The sequence below is a fragment of the Sphingobacterium sp. Lzh-3 genome, assembly GCF_046764375.1.
GTDB lineage: Bacteria > Bacteroidota > Bacteroidia > Sphingobacteriales > Sphingobacteriaceae > Sphingobacterium.
In genome coordinates this window covers 2,166,298-2,190,167 of record NZ_CP177226.1, presented here as the reverse complement: position 1 = coordinate 2,190,167, position 23,870 = coordinate 2,166,298, and the positions used below count along the sequence as shown (strand labels likewise).

Below are 23,870 nucleotides of genomic sequence, written 5' to 3'. Positions count from 1 at the left end.
AAACACCTAGTTATTAAAATGATAAAACTTCCAGTTTGTCTCATAATCGGGGGTTAACTTCTCGCCCTTGATAATCGCTCTCAACATTTCCATCGGTAGATAATTTTCTTTGATCACACGGTCATGGAATGCAGCAAATGACATTTTCCCTTGATCTACGACCTCCTCTTTGATACGCATCAATTGCAAGCCGCCTACGAGATAGGCCAGCTGATATAGAGGATCATAGGAACCTTCAAACGATCTCTTTACTTCACCGTGCGCATTAGCCGACTCAAATCCCACGCGGTTTACGAGATAATCGATGCATTGCTGCGGCGTCCACTCCCCTAAATGAAATTTAATACTAAAGGTTATTCTTGCACAGCGATGCATGCGCCAAAATAACATCCCGATTCGCTCCTCCGGAGTTTTTGCAAATCCCTTGCTATACAGCAGCAATTCCCAGTACAATGTCCATCCTTCCGTCCAAAATGGTGTGTTAAATGCCTCTTCGCGGTAAGGCTTGTAACGCCTATTCATAAAATATTGAAGATGATGACCAGGAATCAATTCATGTTGGACTGTGCCACGGGAGAAATAAGGATTATTGCCACGCATACTCATCAGTTTCGCCTGCTGATCCATTGTGTTTGTCGGATAGGATATGCTAATTTCCCGTCCGCCTGTAAAAAAGGGGTTGACTCGTTGCCGTTCAGGTGTCATCATGATCATGCCCCAAGTCTCATCTGCCAGCTCAGGAATAGTCATGAGTTTATTTTGTTCAATAAATTGCTGTGCATCGTTATACAATCTCATGATGAGCTCCGGCTGTTCTCCAATGGGTACGTAGGAGTTTTTAACCTTTTCCTGTGCAGCCCGCCAGTCATCGCCGAACCCCATTTCACGGCTCGCTTTCAATAACTCGACCTCACACCATTTAAACTCTTGGTCAGCCAATTTTAAAAGATCGGCAGCTGTATAACTGATCATTTCTGCTTTGAGCCTTCGGTTTATCTCTTTTTCCCCAATAGGCCAACCAGCAATCTGACTACCGTCATCAAACACTTTCCAATCACTTTTTGCAGCCAATTTCTCCTTATAATCCGAGAGCTTGCCTTTCACCTGCTGAAATATAGCCGGTACCCACCAAGTAAATTCAGGGTCGTATCCATTATAAAAATCGAAGGTGCTGGTGATCCTTAAGTCCAGTGAATTTAATAAGGCAACCAGAAAGTTAACATCTGAATAAGGAATGTTGGTCTTTTCCTGAAGCGCAGCTATTGACCGATCGATTTCGCCGGCAACCAGCGTCAGCTCTTTCGCGACATCTTCTCCTGCCAGACGCTTCCCCCTACGGCGTTCCTTTTCAAGTGCAAAAATTCGCTGTGCGAAAGGTAAATACACGGATAATCGGTTGTAATTCGACTCATCTTCTTTCAATGAAAGGAGATCACTTTTTAGTTTGCGCTTCAGTAAGATAAAATCTACCTGCCCCGATGTTTCGAGTTCTTCATAGGGGAACTTGTCCAGCTTGTTCAAATATTCGTTATCCAAACGCTGAAGACGTGCTAACTGTTCGGGCGAAGCGGCAGCCCGCTGATTGCCCCAGCCTTTGGGCATAGGGCCATAAAAATAGTTTATCGCCTCAACATCATGCCCATATTGTACAATATAAGGCTCTATAGGAGTTGTATGGTCGTATAATTTCATCTTTTGTGCATGCATGGAGACCGGGAATAGAAAGAGCAGTCCATAAAACAATGTTTTGGGAGCTATAAAAGAAAAAGAACGATTCATAATTCGGGTGTTGGTTTACAGCATAATTTTATCAGTCGAAACGATCAGGTCTAAAACCAGCGATTTCAGACTCTATTTTCTGTCCTGCCAATAAATCTGCAACAACTTTCCCATAGGCAGGGCCCAAGCTCAAGCCCATCATACCACCCCCACCGGCAACTAGGACATTATCAAATTTTTTCAATCTTCCCAGATAGGGCAATCCATCAGGCGAGCAGGGTCTGTAACCATACCATATTTTTTCGCTTGGGTAATCGACCTTCAATTCCGGATAATATTTTGGAATGGATTCCACAATTCCGCGGACACGATTTTCATAAATTTTGTCATTTGCTGGTCCCAATTCCATCGTACCGCTGAATCGGATCTGGCCATTCATGGGTGTTACAGCAACACGAGCCTCCAGTAATAATGCCGCATGATTCAATGTATTCTCTTTCTCGGGTTGATACATAAAGGAATACCCTTTTCCCGGCATAAGCGGTGTATTTACGTGCAACTTTGATGTGAGCTGCGGCAAATAAGCGCCACCAGTCAAGACAAAAGCATCCGCCTGAAAACTCCCTTTGTTGCTGATCGCCTCTTTCACCTTATTTTCGGCTGTTATAAATTTACTGACCTCAGTTTCTTCGAAAAAAGCTACGCCTGCGGCTTTCAAATATTGAATCAATTGCCGCATTAACTTTGGTGGATATAATTTTCCGTCACAGCGATAAAGTATAGCACCTAAAACATCCAGCTTCAGATTAGGCTCCAGTTCTTGAACGGCATTCCCCTCCAGAATATCGACATCAAGTCCAAGATCCTGGGCACGATGGGCCAATTCAATTTCTTCATGCTGCATTTCCTTGGATTTATACATCATCAGGATCCCGTTCTGCTTCAGTTCAAAATCAAACCCCTCCTCCTGCGCCAATTCATCATATAATCTGCTGCTGTAGAGATTCAAATCACGTATTGCAGTCGCATGCTGTTCTACGTGTGAGCGATTAGCATGTTTTAAAAACTTCAATCCCCAATTGATCATTCGTGGATTTAGCGAAGGCCGTACATAAAAAGGGCTTTTACTATTGAACATCCACTTTATCCCCTGCGCTACAATACCGGGGGCAGCCAAGGGCGTAAAATGACTGGGGACAATCATGCCGGCATTGCCATAAGAACAGTTATTGTCCAAGGTATTTTTTTCGAGGATTTTCACATCCCATCCGTCTCTTACAAGGTAATAGGCGGAAGCAAGTCCTGCAATTCCTGCACCAACGACGACAACCGTACCTCTATTATTTTCTTTCACGTTGCTCTTGTCTTATTAATTTTTTAAATCACCTGAACTATTAAATCACCTGAAAACCGCCAAAATAAGGATCCTCATCATCCAAAAAAATGGTATTATAGCCTGTTATCCGTGCCCAGCCTTCGATGGATGGGACAATGGCCGGTTTGCCATCCACGGTTGTTTCAGCCTCAATTTTACCGGTAAATTGTGAACCGATATAACTTTCATGTATAAACTCCATCCCTTTCTTGAGTTTCCCTTTAGCATACCATTGCGCCATACGGGCTGATGTACCTGTACCACATGGTGAACGGTCCAATGCATTGTCGCCAACCAGTACTGCATTGCGTCCCGACGAGTTGGGTAGTTTAGGATCCCCTGTCCATTGGATGTGAGTCAATCCATGTATATTAGCATCTTCTTGATGAACAAAAGAATATTTTTCGTTCAGCAGCTGACGGATTATTTTTCCATAATGAATGAGCTGGCTGGCTGAATAGGAACTGATATCTTGAAAATTAGTCTGCGGATCAATAATGCCGTAGAAGTTTCCACCGTAGGCAACATCGACGCTGATGTTGCCTAGATCCGGGCAATCGACCGTTAAGGCTTCAGCATATAAAAAGGACTTGACGTTCGTAAGCTTTACACTTTTCACCTTAAGTCCCTCTTGGACGTAGTCGATATGTACAAGTCCAGCCGGAGTTTCCAGCCTTAATTTTCCGGGAACTTTAGGTTGAACGAGCCCTTCCTCAATGGCAATCGTCACCGTACCGATCGTTCCATGTCCACACATCGGCAGACAACCACTGGTTTCAATGTAAAGGACACCAATATCATTTTGCGGATCAAAGGGCGGATAAAGCATACTGCCGCTCATCATGTCATGCCCTCTTGGTTCAAACATCAATCCCATACGGATCCAATCGTACTCACGTATAAAATGCAACCTGCGCTCCATCATGGAATTCCCCTGTAATAATGGGGTTCCTCCTGCCACCAATCGCACGGGACAACCACAGGTATGCGAATCAATGCAAAAAAAAGTCTTCTTCATTTCTGATCACTTGTTTATATGGTCATTTGTTTCTATTATGCTTTAGTCCATTGCTGGTTGACCAAACGGTCAATTTGTAATGGGTTTCCGTCCTGTAGTTCTTTAGGCAAAAATTCATTTGGCCAATTTTGAAAACTAATGGGGCGAATAAAGCGCTTTACCGCATCGGGCCCGACAGAAGTAAAACGCGCATCTGTGGTTGCCGGATAAGGTCCGCCATGATGCATAGCATACTGTACTTCAACCCCAGTTGGCATACCCTGAAACAAAAGCCTTCCGCATTTGTCCTGTGCAATTGAAAAGAGTGCCTGGCATTCGTGAATGTCCTGCGCCGATGCCGCAAAAGTGATGGTTATCTGTCCTTCGAGCTGCTCCATTACATTTTTCATTTCATTGAGGTCCGCACAGGATATAATTAGCCCAAAAGGTCCAAAAACCTCTTCCAATAACTTAGGATTAGCCAAAACTTGGCTTGCTTCCGCCTCAGCAAGCAGGGCCTGCGCAAAATCTTGCGCTGTATTATCCTGCCCTTCTTCCAATATACTGACACCATCGTATTGAACCATTTCCCCTTTTAAACGGTTGTAGCTATCCAATATTCCTGCGTGCAGCATTTTGCCGGTAGCGGCAGCTTGAAGTTCCTTCTTCAACTCCGCTTTAAGTCGATCCAGCTGTTCGCCGCCGATACTTACTAAAACACCTGGATTGGTACAAAATTGACCAACACCTAAAAGCAATGAGGCAATATACTGCTTAGCAAAAGGTTCCAGATTATTCCCTAAGTAGTCCGGTAAAAGAAAAACCGGATTTACGCTCCCCATTTCGGCAAATACAGGAATAGGATCAGGTCTTGACTGGCCCAGGTCAAATAAAGCTTTCCCGCCACGGAAAGAACCTGTAAATGCGACTGCTTTTACGAATCTGTGGCGGACCAATTGTTGTCCAGCAGCAAATGAATCCGACAACACATGATTAAAAACGCCACTTGGGGCTCCTTGTTTTGAAATCGCCCGATCAATAGCGTCAGCCATTAATTGCGAAGTTTTAAGATGAGCGGGATGTGCTTTTACGATAACCGAACAGCCGGCACCAATGGCACTGGCTGTATCCCCACCTGCCGTTGAAAAAGCAAAAGGAAAGTTGCTTGCGCCAAAAACCACAACAGGACCAAGCCCTTTATTATACTTCCGTAAATCAAATTGACCATTTGGGTCACGATCTATCCGTGCTTCACTGTATAAACCAGTTCGCACAGCATCGGCATATCGACGCCATTGATTGACCGTTCTCGCTTTTTCACCTTGCAGTCTACCCAAAGGAAGGGCCGTTTCCAGATGGGCCGTTTCAATCAGGATGTCTCCCAATGCCTCAATTTCAGCGGCAATGGCATACATCAATTCCGCCCGTTCAATGACATCAGTTTTTTGAAGAAACTGAAATCCAGCCTCCGCCTGTTTTACGACGTAATCAATCTCATTTTCGTTTCTATCCATTCCTTTTGTTTTTATTGTAAGTATCTATCTTCAAAAATCAATAAAAACCTTCCTGATATCTTTATTCCTTGCGGCTTTAAATATAATAAGAAGGTCCTTTTCGCCTATTTTTACCCGGTCCTAAAAAAGAAATTTTCTGAACCTCCGTCCAGAAAGTTCAGAAGCATTCCTATAATTGTGGTCTAGTTGCGATTGAATCTGCAATAATTTTTTTAACACGTTGTTCTTCCTCGCCGATCAATGGCAATCTGGGAGCGCGTGTATAAGGTGTTGAAATTCCTTCTGCTGTCGCCGCCAATTTAATATATTGGACCAATTTAGGATGAATATCCAATTCCAATAAAGGCATAAACCAACGGTATATTTCTACAGCTTTACTGTACTCGCCAGCCTTTACAAGATCGTACATGGCCACAGTTTCTCTTGGAAATGCGTCGACCAGTCCAGCAACTAAACCATCAGCCCCTAACATCAAGGACTCAAGCCCCAACGTATCTACACCAGCCATAATCTTTAATCGATCACCAAAACGATTTTTCAAACGCGTGATATTTGTTAAATCTCGTGTAGACTCTTTCACTGCCTGAATATTTGGTTCCAATAAGAGTTCCTCAAACATATCAAGCGATACATAAGTACTATAGTCAACAGGGTTGTTATAGATTAAGATTGGCAATTTGGTGCTTTGCGCAACAGCACGAAAATAAGCGACCGCTTCTCTATCATCAGCTCTATAGCGCATCGGTGGCAATAACATCAAACCATCTGCGCCTAATTCTTCACTGGTCTGAGCTACTTTGATCGCTGCAGCAGTTGTATTTTCGGCAATATTTAGCAACACCGGTACACGTCCATTAACAAGTTTCAACGCATATGTCAATAAATCATACTTTTCTTCTGTACTCAAAACACTTGCTTCACCCAATGATCCAGCGATAATCAAACCGTGAACACCTCCATCCAATTGTGCTTCAATGTTTTTACCAAACATATCAAAATCCAAATTTCCATTTTCATCAAATGGTGATAACATTGCAGGATAAATTCCTTCCCATTTAAATTGTGCCATAGCGTATTATTTTAATATTTCTTTATCACAAATCTATTTGGAATAGCGAGGTCAATCTTCTTATGAATTAATCAACACTGACCTAATATTGACCTTTTCTAGTAAATACAACTCAAGAAAAAGCGGAAGAATGGCTTTCTAATTTTAAATACAGATTTATAACTTATTTCAGCAAAACTTCAGATTAGTGCTTTGTAATTTGAAATTTGATTTCAGTAACTTAAATGTAAGTTCAACATTTATAACAAGATTTACAAAAAATAGCATGTAAAAGATATATATACATGTTTATCGGCATAAAATTTTGACAACTATTATGGAATGTATAGCTGCAGATTAGAAATAACAAAGGTTGCACTGTCTGACAGGCAACCTTTGTATCGTATATAATAATTAAAAATGGGTAACTAATCGCGGCTCTCCTTTTTATAAGAGAAGTAAAAAACGATTGGCAGTACGGAAAACGATAGAATCATACAAATAATCAATCCGCCGACAATCATAATAGCCAAGGGTTTTTGGATTTCAGATCCCATTCCGTTTGAAAGTGCAGCCGGCAACAGTCCCATTGCCCCCATTAACGCAATCATTAGGATGGGTCTGATCCGGCTTTTTACAGCTTCATAAATAGCGGGTTTCAAGCTCATTTTATTCAACAGATTATCTTTCATTATCCCTATTAAAACAATGCCGTCAATCGTGGCTACGCCAAAGAGAATAATAAATCCGATACCCGCCGAAATTCCAAATGTTGTCCCAGTAACCCACAGCGATACAAAACCGCCTATAAAAGCAAATGCCAGTGTCAGCGAAGAGATCAACGTATCTTTGACGTTGCCAAAATTGGCATACAGCAAGAGTAAAATCAAAATAAGAGAAATTGGCACAACATTCATCAGCTGTTTTGTAGCCCGTTCTTTGCTTTCGAATTCTCCGGCCCACACGACCTTATAAGATTTGGGCAATTTAACATCTTTTTCTATTTGTTTTTTTGCATCTGTAATTGTACTTCCCAAATCCCGCCCTTCAATGTTGAAGCCAACACCGATATAACGGGAATTGCCCTCTCTGTAAATAAATGCCGGGCCGGTATGATAATCTATTGTTGCGATCTCACGTAGCGGCACTTTCTGATCATTCATCGTCGGAATGATGATATTTCCGATCTTCTCAGGATTGTCACGATACGATTTTTGGAAGCGGAGACGTACATCAAAGATGCGCTCATTTTCATAGAAATGTGTCACAGATTGCCCGCCAATAGTCATTTCGATCACAGATTGCACATCCTTGGTCGAAACACCATATTTGGCCATTTTTGAATCATGCAGCTGAATCCTTAGTTCAGGCAAACCGATATTTTTGAAAACATTGATGTCCGTAATACCGTTCACCTTTTTAAGTGATTCGGCAAACTTATTGGCTTTATTTTCTAAATCTTGTAAATTCTCACCAAAAATTTTGATGACCAGCGGACTTTTTACTCCGGCTACGTACTCCTCTACATTATCCTGGATCGGCTGGCTAAAACCAAAATTTATTCCCGGAAAAGTCTGTAGACTATCCCGCATCTGACCGATCAATTTCTCTTTTGACAGCTTTCTTTTCCACTCGCCTTCGGGTTTCAATTCAATATTGAATTCAATATTGAAAAAACCGGTTGGATCTGTACCATCATTGGGGCGGCCTGTTTGCGTCATGATAAAATCAATCTCGTCAAACTGCTTCATCAATTTTGCTTTCATGGTTTTGGTCAGCTTCACAGATTCCTCCAGGTTGACACTATTGGGTAAGGTTGCGCGGACATAAATTGCACCTTCATTCAGTTTCGGAAGAAACTCTGAGCCATAATGGCTAAACCGAAAAATACAGACGAGCAAAGCAGCAATAAAAATCGACAATGTCCATTTTGGATGGTCGAAAGCTTTCCTAAAACCTTTAAAAATGGCATTGCGGCTGACCTTGGTGATCTTATTCTCATCTTCTTTGATATTCTTTTTCAATAAGTATTTACACATCGCGGGCACATAGGTCAAACTCAGGATCAAGGAACCCAACAAGGCATAACCGAGCGTAAAAGCCAATGGTGAGAACATCTTTCCTTCCACCTTTTGAAAAGAGAAAATCGGCGTCAATGCGACAATCAAGATCAGTAGGGCAAAAAAGATATAGCCTGCTACAGAGCCGGCACTTTTCTTAATGATTCCTAGCTTGGAGATTTTATTAAAGCGTTCCGTCCCAAGCCGATGAGCCTCTTTTTCCAAAGAGACAAAAACAGTCTCCACGATGACCAGCGTTCCTTCGAGCAACAATCCAAAGTCCAATGCACCCATGGAAATCAAATTTGCAGGGAGCCCCTGTATTTTCAAACAAATAATCGCAAATAGGAAGGCCAATGGTATCACCGATGCAACGATAAAGGTTGTCTTCCAATTGTTTAAAAAGATAAAGACAATAATCGAAACCAGAAGAACCCCTTCTATCAGGTTTTTGGAAACCGTATGCACGGTATTATTTACCAGTTTTGTGCGATCAATAACGGGTTCAATCTTCACATTTGCAGGTAAAATACGTTCATTCAGCTCCGCTATTTTTTCTTTTAACTTTGTCACAACTGCAGATGGATTTTCTCCCCTGAGCATAATGACGATTCCCTGGACAAGATCATCTTCCTGGTTGAGTCCCACCTGCCCAAGTCGCGGTTTTGCCCCCAGTTCGATTTCGGCTACATGCTTGACTAAAATCGGTGTATTGCCGACCACCTTGATCAAAATATTACCGATATCATCAATCTTATCCAATAGGCCTACCCCACGCACAACATAGGCTTGATTTCCTTTCTGGATCACATCGCCCCCCACATTGATATTCGAACGCGAAACGGCTTCATAAACATCCAGTGGCGATAGGTTATAATTGGCCAATTCTGTTGGATTGATCTTTATTTCGTAGATCTTTTCCTCGCCCCCGAAACTGACGACATCCGCCACGCCGGGCACACCGACAAGCTCCCGTTCAATCACCCAATCCTGAATAGCGGAGACTTCCTTGATCGGAAGATTACTCTTGATAACATAACGAAAAATTTCTCCTGTCGCACCAGATGGTGGTTCGATGGAGCTTTCAGCACCTTCCGGTAAATCAATGGAGCGCATCTTATTACCCGCATATTGCTGCGCATAGAAATCCGCTACCCCATCCTCAAACTGAATTGTTACCACAGATAGACCAAACAAAGAGATAGATCTTACATCCGTCTTCTTTGGAATGGTATTCATTTCTTTTGTAACAGGCAGTGTAACGAACTTCTCTATTTCTTCAGCACTGCGTCCGGGCCACTGTGTGATAATCCTAACCCGTGTGTTGGTCACATCGGGGAAAGCCTCTATCGGCGTATGGAGGTAGGCATATATACCGCCGAACAATAATGCCAGCGTAAAAAACAGGACAACCAAGGAATGTTTCAATGAGAATGAAACAATATTTTGTACAACTTTCTTCATCCTATCTATTTATCAGTTCATCAAATACGATCAGCTCATTTTCGGTCAGCACCTGATCTCCCTCGGCCACACCAGATTTGACAAAAGCATATGTTTCATTCTCAGCGACAATATCAACTGCTTTAACCGACAAGTCGCAGTCATTTTTGTAGCGTACAACGAAATTCTGATTGTTATGGAGGATAATGGCATCTTTCGGAATTGCCAGCATACGCTCTTCCTGTCCCGAAACGGCCTTTTCGACCAGCACATCCACGCTCATGCCCGGCTTCAATCTCAGGTCTTTATTCAACAACTTTACGCGCGCTTTGACCACACGTTCTTCCGGATCAAAGAAGTTGGCTACCTGATCAATATAACCGTCAAAAGTTTCACCTTTATAAGCCAGTGTAGTGATCTTGACAGGAGCCCCGTTTTTGACAAAAGGTAAATTATTTGCATAGATATTGACCGAAACCCACACCTCATTCAGTTTACTGACCGACAACAAATCGGCGTCATCGCCAACAGTCATACCAGGACTCACCTTTTTATCTACGATATAGCCAGCTTTGGGTGCACGGATGTAAAACACACCATTTTCCGAGGAGCCATTCAGCAAACTCATGTTCGCTTTCACATGGCGGATTCCAATCTGCACGGCTTTCAATTCACTTTCCATCTCTTCCAGCTCCCGCTGGGAAGCCATACCATCTTTCAGCAGGCTACGCAGGCTAAGCAATTTACTCTCCGTCAGCCGCTTGCTATTTTCCAGTTCCCGCAGCTCCTTTCCTAAATCATTCACCGAGGTCCCTTTAAGCGATACCAGAACCTGTCCTTTTTCTACATAATCGCCCATCTTGACCGAAACAGACTGCACGATACCGGGTATAGGGCTCTTTAACGCAGCAAGTTCATCCTGATCGTATTGAATGACCCCATTTAAAGCGATCTGTTCAAATACCGTTCGCCTCTGTATTGAATCAATTTTGATTTGATTTTTAAAGTCGGCGCTAAGACAAAAGCCTTTAGCAGCAGGAATAGGCTGCTCTTCATTTTTCGCCGGCTGACAGCTCCACACTAAACAAATAGATAGCAGTGTCAATGGCGTTAAAAAATTACTTTTCATGAGATAATATCCTTTCCGATCAAGTACATCAGTTCCTCCTTATACTGAAGATATTTCGCCCTGCGTTCCAATATTGATTCTTTGTTTTCCATATAATTATTGATAAAATCTATAAATTCAACGATGGTCAGTCTGCGTTGTTGGAAATTGCGCACATAGCGTTCTAGCGCTACGTCCAATTTACCATCAAAGCCGATATCCGTTGTCTTCAAACTCGTTTCAAGGTTGCTGAGCCGCTCCGAAAGGAAGTCGATCTCCCGTTCGATGTCGATACGAAATTGCTCGATTTCCACTTTATTTTTCTCAAGCTCCAGTTTAGCGATTTTGATATTCCCCTGGTTTCGGTTAAACAGAGGAAGGTCCATAGCAACCCCAAGCCCTATAAAATCGCGCATGATATTTCCGCCACGGTCGTAATTCATGGAAACCTGCAAATCTGGTATACGTTCGGCCTTTTCTATTTTCAGCTGAGCATCACTTTTTTTCAATTCGTTATGGATGATTTTATAGTCGCTGCGATTGTCGAGGGCCATCATTTTCCACTCCTGTGTTTTTCTCTGGAGAAAATGCGGTATGCCGATCGTATCTGATATAGTGAGTGCGGTCCCCTTGTCTCCGAGATAGCGCGCAACCTCATTCATTTTTGTGATTTTTTCCTGTTGGATTTCATTCAGTTTGTTACCAAATGCGATAGACTCGCTTTGAATCCTGAGATAGTCCATCTCACTTACATTGCCTTCTTTCCACTGATTTTGGTATGATTTTGTCAACGTCTGAAAGATATCCACCTGACTATTGTATAACTTCTCCTTTTCCTGCAGGATCTGCAATTCGAGACATTGGCTCCGGAGATCATATTTTAGGTTCCGCAGCAATTCCTCAAATTGGAGCTGGGCATTTTCTTTTTCAAGAAGCTGCAATTGCACCCTTTTTTTTCGTTTGCCAGCCATTTCGATGGTCTGTTCCAGTTCGACCGCTACCTGCTGGTACTTACCGTAATTTCCGATCAGTGCCGGAAAGGATTCGCTGGAAGGGTTTTTCCAAAGATTGACTTCGGAGATGGAAATCGTTGGATTGGGCCACAACTTTGCCTGAAGCACGGCAGCTTCGGCTTGCTGCATATGAAAACGCTGTGCCATTAAGGTCAGGTTATGAGCAAGGAATACCTGCTCGATCTCCGCCTTTCGCAAACGGTTTTCAACCGCCGCCTGCGAAAATAGCTTGCTATTCAGGCCAAGAAGTAAAAATAATGTAATATGTAGTTTTCTCACTTAATTTTGAATTTCCACAAAACTAAATGACAGGGATTACAGGCAACTTTAGGTTAAATTAAAGTTTGATTAGAAGGGATTAGAAAATGATTAGAACTGGGGGAATAATAGGGATACCGTTGTACCTAGATCATTTGAACGAATATCAAAGTCTACCCCTTGATCCTTAAATACAATCTGCGCAAAAGAGAGACCTATGCCGCTGCCCTTAACTTTACCAACATTTGATCCTCGATAAAAAGTCTGTTTCACAGACTCCAGCTCGGCTTGTGGGATACCAATACCATGGTCTATGATTTGCAAAGACAGTCTGCCATTTACACCTGTCATTCGGACAAGAACTTCCTGCCCATTTGCATATTTCAGTGCATTTTCGATTAAATTGGAAATAGACAGGCTGACGAGCATCTTATTGCCGCGAAAATTAAAGTATTGTGGTTCTTCTACCTGTATATCGATTTTCAATGGCACGGCAAATGATCTCGAAAACTTAGGAACAAGATCCCATACGATCTCGTCTATGCGAAAGGTTTCCAGTGAACGTTTCAGGGCCTGATCTTCGGTCAGCAATAGAAAATTACCAATAAGCTGATTCAGAAAATTCACATGCTCAGTAATGGTTTCGGCCAATTCATGATATTCTGCTTCACTTCTGACCTTTGTACCGAAGACCTCCATTGAGCCCAAAATTCCCGCCAAAGGTGTTCGAAACTCGTGTGAAACATAACTGACAAAGTTCTTTCTAATAATCATGTTTTCACTGATCCGACGTAGGAGCGCATTATAACTTTCAATAAGATCTTGTAGTTCGTCCTTCGTTTTTATAGTCGTTAGAGGCTCCTGAATCGTGTTTAAATCCTTATGCTGAATTTCTTGGATCACTTTACGAATGGGTAGATAAGCATATTTACTCAACCAAACCGACAGCAAGGCAATACTGATCAATGCAACGAGAAAAACAAAGACAAGTGTAATGAGCAAACGATTCAACTGATGATCAAAGTCAGCACTAGATTCTTTGACAAACACAAAGAAATCGCCCTGATTATCTGGATAATACAAACCAAAATAAAAGCTATCTTCTGTTTTAAAATAAATCGTTTTGTCTGTTTTCAGCTGGTTCAGTAAATCCTTATTAATTCGACTATCAAAACGCATACCGCCATAACTTACTTTTCCTTCGGCATTATACACAGCTACCATCGCACGCTTGACCAAACTTTCATATTGATTTTTGGACTCCAGGTGCTTTAGAGGACTCTGCTCATCTGCCTCGAGGTAATAAATGCCGGCTATTTTTGCATTTTTTTCGAGGGAACTGATCAGATGTCGTTCCGAGGAATTATAAAATATCCAGTAGATGACTAGCGTTGCAAGCCCAAAAATAATGGTGAATACCAGCGTAGAAAAGAGTGTAAGCCTAATTTTTAAATTCATTGTCAGTCCGTTGTAAGCATATAACCGACTCCTTTCACCGTTTTGATAATGGAGGTATCGCTCCCCTCATCAACCTTACCTCTTAGATAAGAAACGTACACATCGACGACATTGGTGCTGTTATCAAAATCGATTCCCCAAACGGCCTGCAAGATTGCAGTCCGTGAAAGCGTTTTATTCCGATTTTCGATCAGATACTTAAATAGTTTAAACTCTTTGGGAGAGAGATCGACATTTTTACCATTCTTATGAACTTCATAACGTTCAAGATCCACTTTTAAATCACGAATTTCTACGCTGCTATCCTTTGGCACGTTTTTATAATTGTCCCGACGTACCAGGGCTTTTATACGGCTCACCAATTCCTTAAAGGAAAAAGGCTTGACGAGATAGTCATCGGCACCACTTTCCAAGGCCTCGACCTTATCTTCAATCTCCCCTAAGGCGCTCAAAATCAATATCGGAATATGGTTTTTTCGATACCTGACCATCTTCGTAAACTGGATACCATCTATTCCGGGCAGCATGATATCAAGTACAATAATATCCAAAGAATCTGCATTGATCCATTCACGTGCAGCTTCCGCAGATTCAACTAAAATGACTTGGTGCCCCATTTCTTCCAGACCTTTCACCACAAAGCTGCTAATCCGGCGATCGTCCTCTACTAAAAGTATCTGCATATTATACGCTGTTTATTTTTATGCGGGATTATAAAAATTGCGAATTCCTCCCGGAATTCTACAAGTATACGAATTTACAATTTAATCACTCAGTGCCCCATAGCGGTTTGGTTACGACATCACGACCAATGCCAACCCAATTCAGGTGTAAAATATTGCGCATCTTATAATTTGTTTATATTTAGCTTAACAATTCGGCGAGGAATCAATATGAACACAGTATCGCGCTCCAACAGGAAAAGAAGTCATGAGAGCAGCCTTGTTGACATATGGATTCACTGACTATAACTGCTCCAAAAAACTGAGATACTGCGAAACACTTTGCGCTATCCATTCTTTGGATGACTCTTTTTCTATTCCGTAAAAGACGAAAGGCTTTTGATAATTCGCTTTAACATAGTCAAAAGTAATTTCAAAAGGACTTGTTAATTGCTCCATACTATATTTATACTTACCCGTAACCCCATACTCCTGCTCGTCTATCCCAGCCGAAATCGCTAATGCGATTTTCTTTCCTTCCAGTTTATACCCACTTTTTTTACCGTAAGCCCATCCGTAGGTAAGCACCTCATCCAACCACTGCTTAAAAAAAGGCGGGCAGTTAAACCAATAAAAGGGGAATTGAAATACAATTTTATCATATTTCTCCATCATCTGCTGTTCAGCCACGACATCAATTTTACCGTCAGCATAGACTTGATGCAACTGATGGATATCATAACGATCGGATTGGTTTTGCAATGCCTCAACCCAACTTTTATTCACGAGGGAGGTCCCAAAATTAGGGTGAATAACGACTATTAATGTTTTCATATTTTTATTTATGTATCTATGCACAAGTCAGCAGGTCTAGCCAATTCATTGCGGCAATTTTAATAAACGACATGACTGTGATTTAAAAGTAGCGACATAATTCTTATTTTGCCCTATCTGTAACCCAATGTTAGGTACTATAAAAAATGTGCGTATGACTAAAATCAAGACGAGTTCCACTAACTTTTCAAATAAAAAGCAACTTGAGCATAATTGCCCCGAAGTCTTTGCCGCTAATGTGATTGGTGGTCAATGGGCGCTAGCCATTTGTTGTTATCTCATCAATGGCGCGCTACGGTATTCTGAAATCAAAAGATGTTTACCAGGTATCACTGAACGTATGCTCACCCTACAATTGCGAAAGCTGGAAGAGGATCACATTTTAAAACGTACTGTATATGCAGAGGTACCGGCACGCGTACTCTATGAGCTGACTGCGCTGGGTTATGAACTCAAACCAATTATTCAAGAACTTGGGAAATGGGGAGAAAAGTTACAACAAGTTCAAAAATCATAACCTCTAGCGGACAAAAATATAGTTTGTTTTTAATTGATACATCGTGCCGTTACCAGTAATTGGCCAACATGGCGCTGTGCATGCTCGGCAGCGTGGAACAACAAACCAATCAAGGTCGTAGGAATTCGTTTTCTACCCAAAAAACGCACTTCCGTCAAGGTTTCCGGATCAATTAACGCTAGTTTTTGCACAGATTGCTGAATCTGTCGGTGTAAGTTTTCTACAAGCGCTGTTACGCTCACATCGCTATTTTCTATACCTTCCCTATGGAGGTCGTCAAATTGCTCATCCGACAAGGATTTGTTTTCGGCATAAGTAAACATGCGATCGATTACCCCACGAATATGTTGCAGGTGAAAACCTATACTGGCATTACCCCCCGGTTTTGTCCAAAGTTGGGCTGAAGATAGTTGTGCAGTATACTTTAAAACATCTTCTTCAACCTGCAAGAGTGTATGAGCAACAGGTTGGAGAAGAGCAGGAACCCCTTCAATAGGTCCACGCATCCATACTTCTAAATTTTCCATGCTTCTAAAATAGCTAATTGTCTGCAACTGATGCTTTTTAAAATCCACGAAGCCAAAGCGTGCAAAAAGAATACAGCGGGCAGTCCGTTTTCGGTAAAAATACAGTTTACTCCTATAAAAATAGGTACTTCCAATAGCTTGTTTAAAGAAGATTAAATTATTTTTTAAAATAAATTTGCATAGTGTAGGAAATACACTTACCTTTGTATCATCATAATTTAGGTTTATAATTGGTTATTTAAGGTTTTCATTCTCCCCGTTTGAAAACCTTTTTTTATGACCAAAAAGTATAATCTTCCAGCACCATTTTTATCAACTTACCGAATTGAGAGAAACAGTCTCTCCATTGTCGCTATATCATAAAAGTCTTATTTAAACCATATACTGTCAAGCGCATAGAGGTCAGCAGATTCCAATACGGCTTCACCATTAAAAGTGACGAGTTCATAAGTTAAATTATTCCGATCAAAATTATAATTTATGGGCATGTAAACTTCTCCATTTTGTGCAAAAAGCTCGAGTCCTGTCCGATCTACAAGCAACTTCAATGCGAGTTTTTTATTTCGCAGCGGTACTTGAGCCCTTACATTATCAACAAGGAGCTCTTCCGTCGAAACGTTATAATTAATTGCCAGGCCCCGCACATTGATCTGAATATTTTTGGCTTGTTGTGGATCGATGACCAAATCCAATTCAGCAATTTCAGCGTTGAACTGCTGAAACAAACTTGAATCGTTCGAACTAATTTTCTTTCGGCTGATGCTGAGTTTTTCTTTTCTTAATTTTTGCAATTCTGTCACCGGCTCCCGAAAAAGGCGAATACCCTTTTCCGTACTTTTCAATTTGAGTTCCATTGGAATACTCATGGATTGATTAAAAGCGGAGTTCCCTTGATTGGTATGTGCGCGCCACCAGCCGATTTCAATGCGTCGCTTCTTCGGTTCATTGCTAAAAGTTTGCGCGGCATAATAATCACGACCATATTGACTAAACAGGCGTTCGATCTCAGGATGAAAAGATTTTCCATCAAACTCTCCGATCGCATATTGGCTATTAGCCCCCGTCAAAATCCATTTTTTATTGTTCGGGTTACCGTCTACCGCCAATTCAAAGAATTCGGGACACTCAAATAAATAACGGTCATTACCCCGCCCGCCTTTTATTTTGCTCGCAAATGTCCATATTTTTAAATCCTTTGAGGTAAAAATCTGCATCGTGTGTTGTTCCTGTTCCTCTTCAACATAAAGTACAAGAACCCATTGCTTTGAGGGGGCATGCCAAATTACTTTTGGATCTCGGTTTCCTGCTGTTATTTTATCCAAAATATGGTTTGGCATTTTCTCAAATTTCTGACCATCCAAGCTGTATGCCAATCCCTGTCCCCATGATTTCTCCGCAGCCGTATAAAACAGGATCATGGGGTTTGTTACCCCATTTTTTCCAAAACCAGCGGTATTGTTACTATCCACGACAGCTCCACCGCTAAACATGACGCCAGATTCGTCTGGATATAAAGCCTCTCCCAATTCCTTCCAATGCAACAGATCGGAGGACACGGCATGCCCCCAATGCATATTGCCCCAATTGGTTCCATAGGGATTATGTTGAAAAAACAGGTGATATTGTCCATTAAAAAAGACCAGACCATTCGGATCGTTCAACCAACCTCTCTTGGCCGAAAAATGAAATTGTCCCCTTCGATCTTCAGCATAGACCTTATCGTTATCATCGGTATCGCTCTGTGCAATAGGATTAAACAAAGGAATTTCTTTGTCTGATGTATTTGCTACCACCTTAAGCTGATGTCCCTTCCACTTCCCTATATCAAGATAGGCTATCCAATCATAGGTACTATCTGCCAGTTCGACATCAAACCACCTTACTTTATCGTTTCCCAGCCATACCTCAACATGACGTTTGGGAGCACCATTTTTAATTGGAATTTTAAGATACCGATGGGTTGCCTGAAAAGATTGGGTTGATAAATTTTGACCATTGGTATTAAGGACCAATGCTACAATGCTTATAAAGAGCAGGGATACTTTATACATGACGTTAAGGTTTAAAAATTGAATTGCTGCATCACAAATATACCTAAGGGAGGAGAATTACTTTCTACTAGGACTGATCAAAATAGCGCTGATTTGTCTCAATTTGCTTAGGATTATCAGCTTTTTTCGACTTTCCAGCTCTTTTATATAAAGAGCAGGCAAATCGTACATTTCAGGAAAGACTTTTCATTTCAAAAAAAAAGGGCAATGTTCACATTGCCCTTTACTTTCTATGCCCAGTTAATGGTCCATTACATCTTATAATACTGCTCCCAGCCTCTCGCAGGTGGAGGTCCAGCTAAGAGTGCATTGGCAAACTTATCATTCGTCACTTCTTTTGTCTGTGTATTCAAGATCAACTTGCTGTTTAAGCGTTGTGCAATTACACCCAAACAAAATACTTGGCTCAGAGGACCTGCAATTTCAAAAGCCGAGCGGGTCTTTTCTTCGCCTTTACAACCTTTTAAGAAATTAGCAAAGTGATTTGACGGTGATTTTGGCACTTCCGGTAACCGAGACTCCATTTCCTTAGCTTTCGCTTCGGGAATAATCTGCAAGGTACTGGCATGGGAACCACCTTTGAATATCAAATCCTTGCTATAGATAATTTTCCCAGGATTTAATTTGGCGGGTTCCAATTTCCCTGTACTTGGTGCAGGAATATTAGGATCCAGTCCGGATACACCGTAGCCTTCCGGTATAGGTGGCAAATTATCCAGTCCATCATACCAATTGATATCTACAGCTGGCATCTTTTTCCTTTTTGGGAAATGAAATTTCAAGGTCGAAGACATGGGGAAAAAATAGGAATTATACCCATCGAGCTTCACCGCGGACACTTCTGTCGGAAGCCCCAAATCTAAAAATTCATGCGCTGTATCCAATATATGTGCACCCCAATCGCCCAATGCACCCATTCCAAAATCATACCAACAGCGCCATTGACCATTCACAAAATCCTTATTATAATTATGGCCTATGGTCTGCATTTGCCAAAGATCCCAATCTAATGTTTCGGGCACCATTTCAGCGGCAGGAAAACCCTTCATATTCACATCCCAGCCATGCCATCTACGCGGCATATTCATGTGTGCATCAATGCGCGTCACATCCTTAATAATACCGGCATCTTTCCAGGCTTTAAACTGAAAGTAATTGGCTTCGGAGTGCCCCTGATTTCCCATTTGGGTAGCAAGTTTAGGGTTTTTCCGGGCTTTATTTGCCATCAGTTCAACTTCTAGGAATGTTCTCGCCATAGGTTTTTCCACGTAAACATGTTTACCCAAATCCAGTGCAAGCATTGTTATGGCAAAGTGCGAGAAGTCGGGAGTCCCGACACTTACAGCATCGATCTGATTTCCCATTTTGTCAAACATCACCCGAAAATCCTTAAACTTAGGTGCATCGGGAAACATTCCCAAAATTTCCTGCGTATGTTTCGCACCAAGATCAACATCACAGAGCGCAACAATATTACAAAGTCCTGTTTTATAGAGCTCTTTAATGATGTCGGCAGCCCTATTTCCCAAGCCTACACAGGCCAGATTGACACGCTCATTTGGCTTGGCCAAATTGACATTTCCCAAGACGCTATTAGACAACATCACAGCTCCTGCAGCGATAACAGACTGTTTAACAAAGCTTCTGCGCGATAAATAATGATTCATAAGAGATAAGCTTAATTCGGTGTATTGATTTTGATACTGCGAAATGACACACGATCACCGTGGTCCTGGAGAAGAATAAAACCTTCCTTCGCTTCGCCAAAGTTTTCCCAATCTTTATATTTGCTGATCTGAACCAAGTCTTTAAACGCTTTTGAGCCCCGCTCATAAGACAGCATCTTAATTCCATTTAAATAGTGTTCAACTTTGTTATCTGCTGTAACAACAACCCGACCTCTATTCCACTCACCGATCGGTCTACGTGCGCGATCATCACGATTGGACGTAATGAGATCATAAAGCGATGCCAACGTACGATTTCCATCGCGTCCCAACTTCGCGTCAGGGTGTAAAGCATCATCCAGCACCTGATATTCCAAACCAATAGCAGATCCTTTTGATTTTTCTTTTAAAGTCACAAAATACTTAACGCCACTATTTGCTCCCGGACTAAGCTTAAATTCAAATGAAAGATCAAACACAGCGTATTTATCTTTTGTGACGATATCACCACCATTGGTTGATTCTCCACCGTCGGATTTCAGAACAGTCATTTGTCCATCCTTAACTTCCCAGCCACGTTCCGGAAATTTATCGCCATGTATACTCCGCCAGCCCTTATTGGTTTTACCGTCAAACAAAAGCTTAACCCCCTTCTTCTTTTCAGCATCAGCCAAGTCATTTGGCTTCAAGTTCACGATATAAAGATCTTTTGGAAAACCTTTTGATTTGAGGTCGGTTGTTTTTATTTTAATATTCTTAAAGTACACTTTCTTTCCGTCCAGTTTAGGTGGAATACCATGCACCTGCAAGCCGATAAAACCAGACCTATCGATCGTATCAACGACATAAGCAACAGGAATATCATTGATCCAAGTGCGCAGTTCATCACCAATGGCTTCAATTCGAATATGATTGAATTCCTCTACTTTATAAGCTTTTTTAGCATTTTCATTTAAATCGAGTGGATAAATCCATCCACGACGCGCCTCATCATAGATTCCACCTGTCCATGCACGGGCAGAGGGGTCTATTTCTACTTGCCTTCCATATATACGTCCGCGCCCATCGTTAGCCTTTGGATCAAGATGGCTTCGGGTCTGAATACCTGAGTTTGTTTCATTACCCTCAAGTTTAACATCCAGCTCCAATATGAAATCACCATATTCTTTTTCCGTGATTAAAAAAGAATTGGGCGTACCTTTTGTCATTCGACCTACGATAGCATCTCCCTCTATAGAATAAGGAGCTTTTCCTCCAACAGATTTCCAACCATTTAGCGTTTTTCCATCAAAAAGGTTTGTCCAACCTTTCTCATTACTTTTATCTGCCTGAGCATACGACAAGACAGCATTGCTGACCATAGCTGCCATTAAAACAGATTTAAATAGTGCATTTCTTTTCATTGTAAAATTTAATCTTGGGTCTATCAACCCGGTTTATTTATTCATCATTGGTTCGTCAATCAGAACAAAATCGAGACCTCCTAAATTGAAAACCTGTAGACGGTGCTACGTGTAACTTTCAAGCCGGATAGGACTTTATTTACTTATTGGCTATTGATTCAATTGACTTAGTCAAACAATATATTAATTAATATAAGCGAAATGAATTAAATGATATGATTTATTTACGAAAACGTTTGAATCAGTATAACAAACAGATCATTTCATTCAAACATAGAGCGAGCACAGTCAAGCCCAATTATTTATGACCTGTCAAATAAGGGACACAACAATGTTCCGGATAAATTATGCAAAATAGGCCTCGGTTACTACCTATAATAGCGTATGGACAAATTAGGTTCAACACCCCTATGCTCCTACTATGTAAGTAATATGGATCCACAGTGAATGCACAGTTATAAAGTGGAATCACTGTGGACTCAACCTGCTTACAGTACGAATTTGATCATACCAAAGTAATGAGATGGTACCTAACTAATCCCCCATAAATATGGAGAGATGCTACAAACTTCAAATAAAATGCGATAATTCGTTCATTGAGGTACTTATACGAGCAATTTATATTATATTGGAAAAGCAAATAAAAACAATCAGTAAAAAATTTGGAGAATACGAAAATTATATACAACTTTAAAGCACAAACACCTGCTCTAAACAGGCTAAAAGTTAACAAAGGAAATTTTTTATTTTAAAACGAGGATTTTATCTTAGAATCGCTCATAGACAAAAGTCTAAATTAGTTTTTTTGCAGAAAAACTTACTTTTACTTAATGTACAAACAGTAGCATATAAAATATGACAACCAACCCCATTAAGGTATATACAGTAGTTTCAAAAGAAGTAAAAGAAGATCCAGATTTATTCACCAATCTGGAAGGTGTCTTCTCAACATATGAAAAAGCACAGGAATATATTGATCACTTTTTTGGTAATGCTAAATATGGTTATCGATCTATTGTTACGACCTATTTAGACCCCTTTCAAGAAGAAATCCAAAATAACGATTCTTATTATAGCATTTCATCTCAATTAATGGGGCCACATTTAGAAGTTGAGATCTGTAAGACTTCTTTTGCCGTCGTCCTCTCTGAAGTTGAGCAACTGCGCATCGATCCAGCAACCTCTGAGAAACCGCTGGAATTAAACCTGCATTGTTTTGCAGTTTCGGAAGAAAAGGCAATGGAAAAATTCGAGAAATTAGCTAAAGATTATGCTAACGAACACAACATTCAATTTCAAATTCAACCCTTCCGTATTGCAGATTCGGACCAATGCTATTAACCTGTAATTACAGTAAGATTTTAGCAGGTTTTTCAGAAGTTTATTTTTTTTCGGATTTCACTTAAATATTCTGGTGTGAACCCCAGGTATGAGGCAATGAGGTATTGCGGAACACGTTGGACAAATTGGGGATATTTACGGCGCATATCATGGTAAAATTCCTCTTTGGATAACGAAAATAGGTACTTAACCCGCATTTGTGCCGCAGCATATGCTCTTTGGTACACAAAGCGAAAATATCGTTCCATGACAGGAAATGCCGCGAGCAATTTTTCCTGATTTTCTTGGCTGATATAAACCACATCGGACTTTTCCACCGCCTGAATGTAAAACGAAGTGACAAGCTTATGTTCGAAAGCCATATTATCTGTCATCCACCAATTTTCTATAGCGAATTCAGTTGTTTGTTCAACACCTTTTTCATTGACAAAGAATTTACGTAAAACACCTTTCAATACAAAAAAATGATATTTGCAAACCTGACCTTCTTCCAGTATGTTTTCTTTTTTCGCGACCGATTTCATCTTAAAGTAACTCAATATTTCCTCTAATTCAATCGGATCGATATCGATAAATTTCTTCAAATGTTCTTTAAGTTCTTCCAACAGTCCATCAATTTATTGTACAAACAAAGCTACTCATTCATTTTATCAAAAAAAAGACACGCGGTACCATTTCAATTAAGCCAATACGGAAGGGATGACAAGATAAATTCAAGTAATACGAATAATCATTCAACAAGCACGATTCATAAATCGGAATAGTTTCAATGGCTTTTACCCCCTACCTTTATAACAGGTGCTCCAATAATATGATTAACAGATTGGAGCTATGATGAAAATGGCAGGCTCCATTTTTTGCAGAGTTTGTACTTT

18 protein-coding genes are annotated in these 23,870 nt (G+C 40.9%); 2 read left to right on the top strand and 16 right to left on the bottom strand.

The genetic code is table 11. The features are described from left to right. Positions 1–6 precede the first annotated feature (6 nt). The 11 genes from ACLCDV_RS09015 to ACLCDV_RS08965 all read right to left on the bottom strand — a co-directional run bounded on the left by ACLCDV_RS09015 (position 7) and on the right by ACLCDV_RS08965 (position 15,489). Positions 7–1,779: a DUF885 family protein gene (locus tag ACLCDV_RS09015; RefSeq protein WP_343567198.1), complete on the bottom strand. Its 1,773-nt coding sequence runs from the start codon at positions 1,777–1,779 to the stop codon at positions 7–9. A 31-nt stretch (positions 1,780–1,810) separates the two neighbouring features. Then, positions 1,811–3,073, bottom strand: a complete 1,263-nt coding sequence (locus ACLCDV_RS09010) for an NAD(P)/FAD-dependent oxidoreductase (protein WP_317667578.1) — start codon at positions 3,071–3,073, stop codon at positions 1,811–1,813. Between the two features lie 40 nt (positions 3,074–3,113). Next, positions 3,114–4,112, bottom strand: a complete 999-nt coding sequence (locus tag ACLCDV_RS09005) for a 4-hydroxyproline epimerase (protein ID WP_343567199.1) — start codon at positions 4,110–4,112, stop codon at positions 3,114–3,116. Positions 4,113–4,147: 35 nt separating this feature from the next. Beyond that, positions 4,148–5,605 carry an aldehyde dehydrogenase (NADP(+)) gene (locus ACLCDV_RS09000; protein ID WP_343567200.1) on the bottom strand — a complete coding sequence of 486 codons (1,458 nt, stop codon included), beginning with the start codon at positions 5,603–5,605 and terminating at the stop codon, positions 4,148–4,150. Positions 5,606–5,774: 169 nt separating this feature from the next. After that, positions 5,775–6,674, bottom strand: coding sequence for a dihydrodipicolinate synthase family protein (locus ACLCDV_RS08995; RefSeq protein WP_317667580.1), 900 nt, complete (start codon positions 6,672–6,674; stop codon positions 5,775–5,777). 407 nt (positions 6,675–7,081) lie between these two features. Next, positions 7,082–10,177, bottom strand: a complete 3,096-nt coding sequence (locus ACLCDV_RS08990) for a CusA/CzcA family heavy metal efflux RND transporter (RefSeq protein ID WP_343567201.1) — start codon at positions 10,175–10,177, stop codon at positions 7,082–7,084. A 1-nt stretch (position 10,178) separates the two neighbouring features. Then, on the bottom strand, positions 10,179–11,285 hold the full coding sequence (locus ACLCDV_RS08985) for an efflux RND transporter periplasmic adaptor subunit (protein WP_343567202.1): 1,107 nt from the start codon (positions 11,283–11,285) through the stop codon (positions 10,179–10,181). After that, positions 11,282–12,556, bottom strand: coding sequence for a TolC family protein (locus tag ACLCDV_RS08980; RefSeq protein ID WP_343567203.1), 1,275 nt, complete (start codon positions 12,554–12,556; stop codon positions 11,282–11,284). Before ACLCDV_RS08980 ends, ACLCDV_RS08985 begins: the two co-directional genes overlap by 4 nt. 90 nt (positions 12,557–12,646) lie before the next feature. Then, positions 12,647–13,993, bottom strand: coding sequence for an ATP-binding protein (locus tag ACLCDV_RS08975; protein ID WP_411973464.1), 1,347 nt, complete (start codon positions 13,991–13,993; stop codon positions 12,647–12,649). Positions 13,994–13,995: 2 nt separating this feature from the next. After that, positions 13,996–14,676 carry a response regulator transcription factor gene (locus tag ACLCDV_RS08970; RefSeq protein WP_088160929.1) on the bottom strand — a complete coding sequence of 227 codons (681 nt, stop codon included), beginning with the start codon at positions 14,674–14,676 and terminating at the stop codon, positions 13,996–13,998. A 282-nt stretch (positions 14,677–14,958) separates the two neighbouring features. Beyond that, positions 14,959–15,489, bottom strand: a complete 531-nt coding sequence (locus tag ACLCDV_RS08965; RefSeq protein WP_411973463.1) for an NAD(P)H-dependent oxidoreductase — start codon at positions 15,487–15,489, stop codon at positions 14,959–14,961. A gap of 154 nt (positions 15,490–15,643) precedes the next feature. Here ACLCDV_RS08965 and ACLCDV_RS08960 point away from each other — a divergent pair, with 154 nt between their 5' ends. Next, positions 15,644–16,006: a winged helix-turn-helix transcriptional regulator gene (locus ACLCDV_RS08960; protein ID WP_411973462.1), complete on the top strand. Its 363-nt coding sequence runs from the start codon at positions 15,644–15,646 to the stop codon at positions 16,004–16,006. Between the two features lie 29 nt (positions 16,007–16,035). Here the strand turns inward: ACLCDV_RS08960 and ACLCDV_RS08955 are convergent, their stop codons facing one another. The 4 genes from ACLCDV_RS08955 to ACLCDV_RS08940 form a co-directional block, all read right to left on the bottom strand. Beyond that, a complete protein-coding gene (locus tag ACLCDV_RS08955; protein ID WP_317667588.1) occupies positions 16,036–16,533 on the bottom strand; it encodes a DinB family protein in 498 nt (165 codons plus the stop codon). Positions 16,534–16,901: 368 nt separating this feature from the next. After that, positions 16,902–18,584 carry a glycoside hydrolase family 32 protein gene (locus ACLCDV_RS08950; RefSeq protein WP_411973461.1) on the bottom strand — a complete coding sequence of 561 codons (1,683 nt, stop codon included), beginning with the start codon at positions 18,582–18,584 and terminating at the stop codon, positions 16,902–16,904. Positions 18,585–18,835: 251 nt separating this feature from the next. Next, on the bottom strand, positions 18,836–20,251 hold the full coding sequence (locus tag ACLCDV_RS08945) for a Gfo/Idh/MocA family protein (RefSeq protein ID WP_411973460.1): 1,416 nt from the start codon (positions 20,249–20,251) through the stop codon (positions 18,836–18,838). Positions 20,252–20,262: 11 nt separating this feature from the next. Then, entirely contained in the window at positions 20,263–21,654 is a 1,392-nt protein-coding gene (locus ACLCDV_RS08940; protein ID WP_411973459.1) for a DUF1080 domain-containing protein, read from the bottom strand. A gap of 855 nt (positions 21,655–22,509) precedes the next feature. Here ACLCDV_RS08940 and ACLCDV_RS08935 point away from each other — a divergent pair. After that, positions 22,510–22,995 (top strand): hypothetical protein, encoded by a 486-nt coding sequence (locus ACLCDV_RS08935; RefSeq protein ID WP_317667592.1) that lies wholly within the window; start codon positions 22,510–22,512, stop codon positions 22,993–22,995. 32 nt (positions 22,996–23,027) lie between these two features. Here ACLCDV_RS08935 and ACLCDV_RS08930 read toward each other — a convergent pair whose 3' ends face one another. Then, on the bottom strand, positions 23,028–23,600 hold the full coding sequence (locus tag ACLCDV_RS08930; RefSeq protein WP_317667593.1) for a Crp/Fnr family transcriptional regulator: 573 nt from the start codon (positions 23,598–23,600) through the stop codon (positions 23,028–23,030). Between the last annotated feature and the right edge of the window lie 270 nt (positions 23,601–23,870).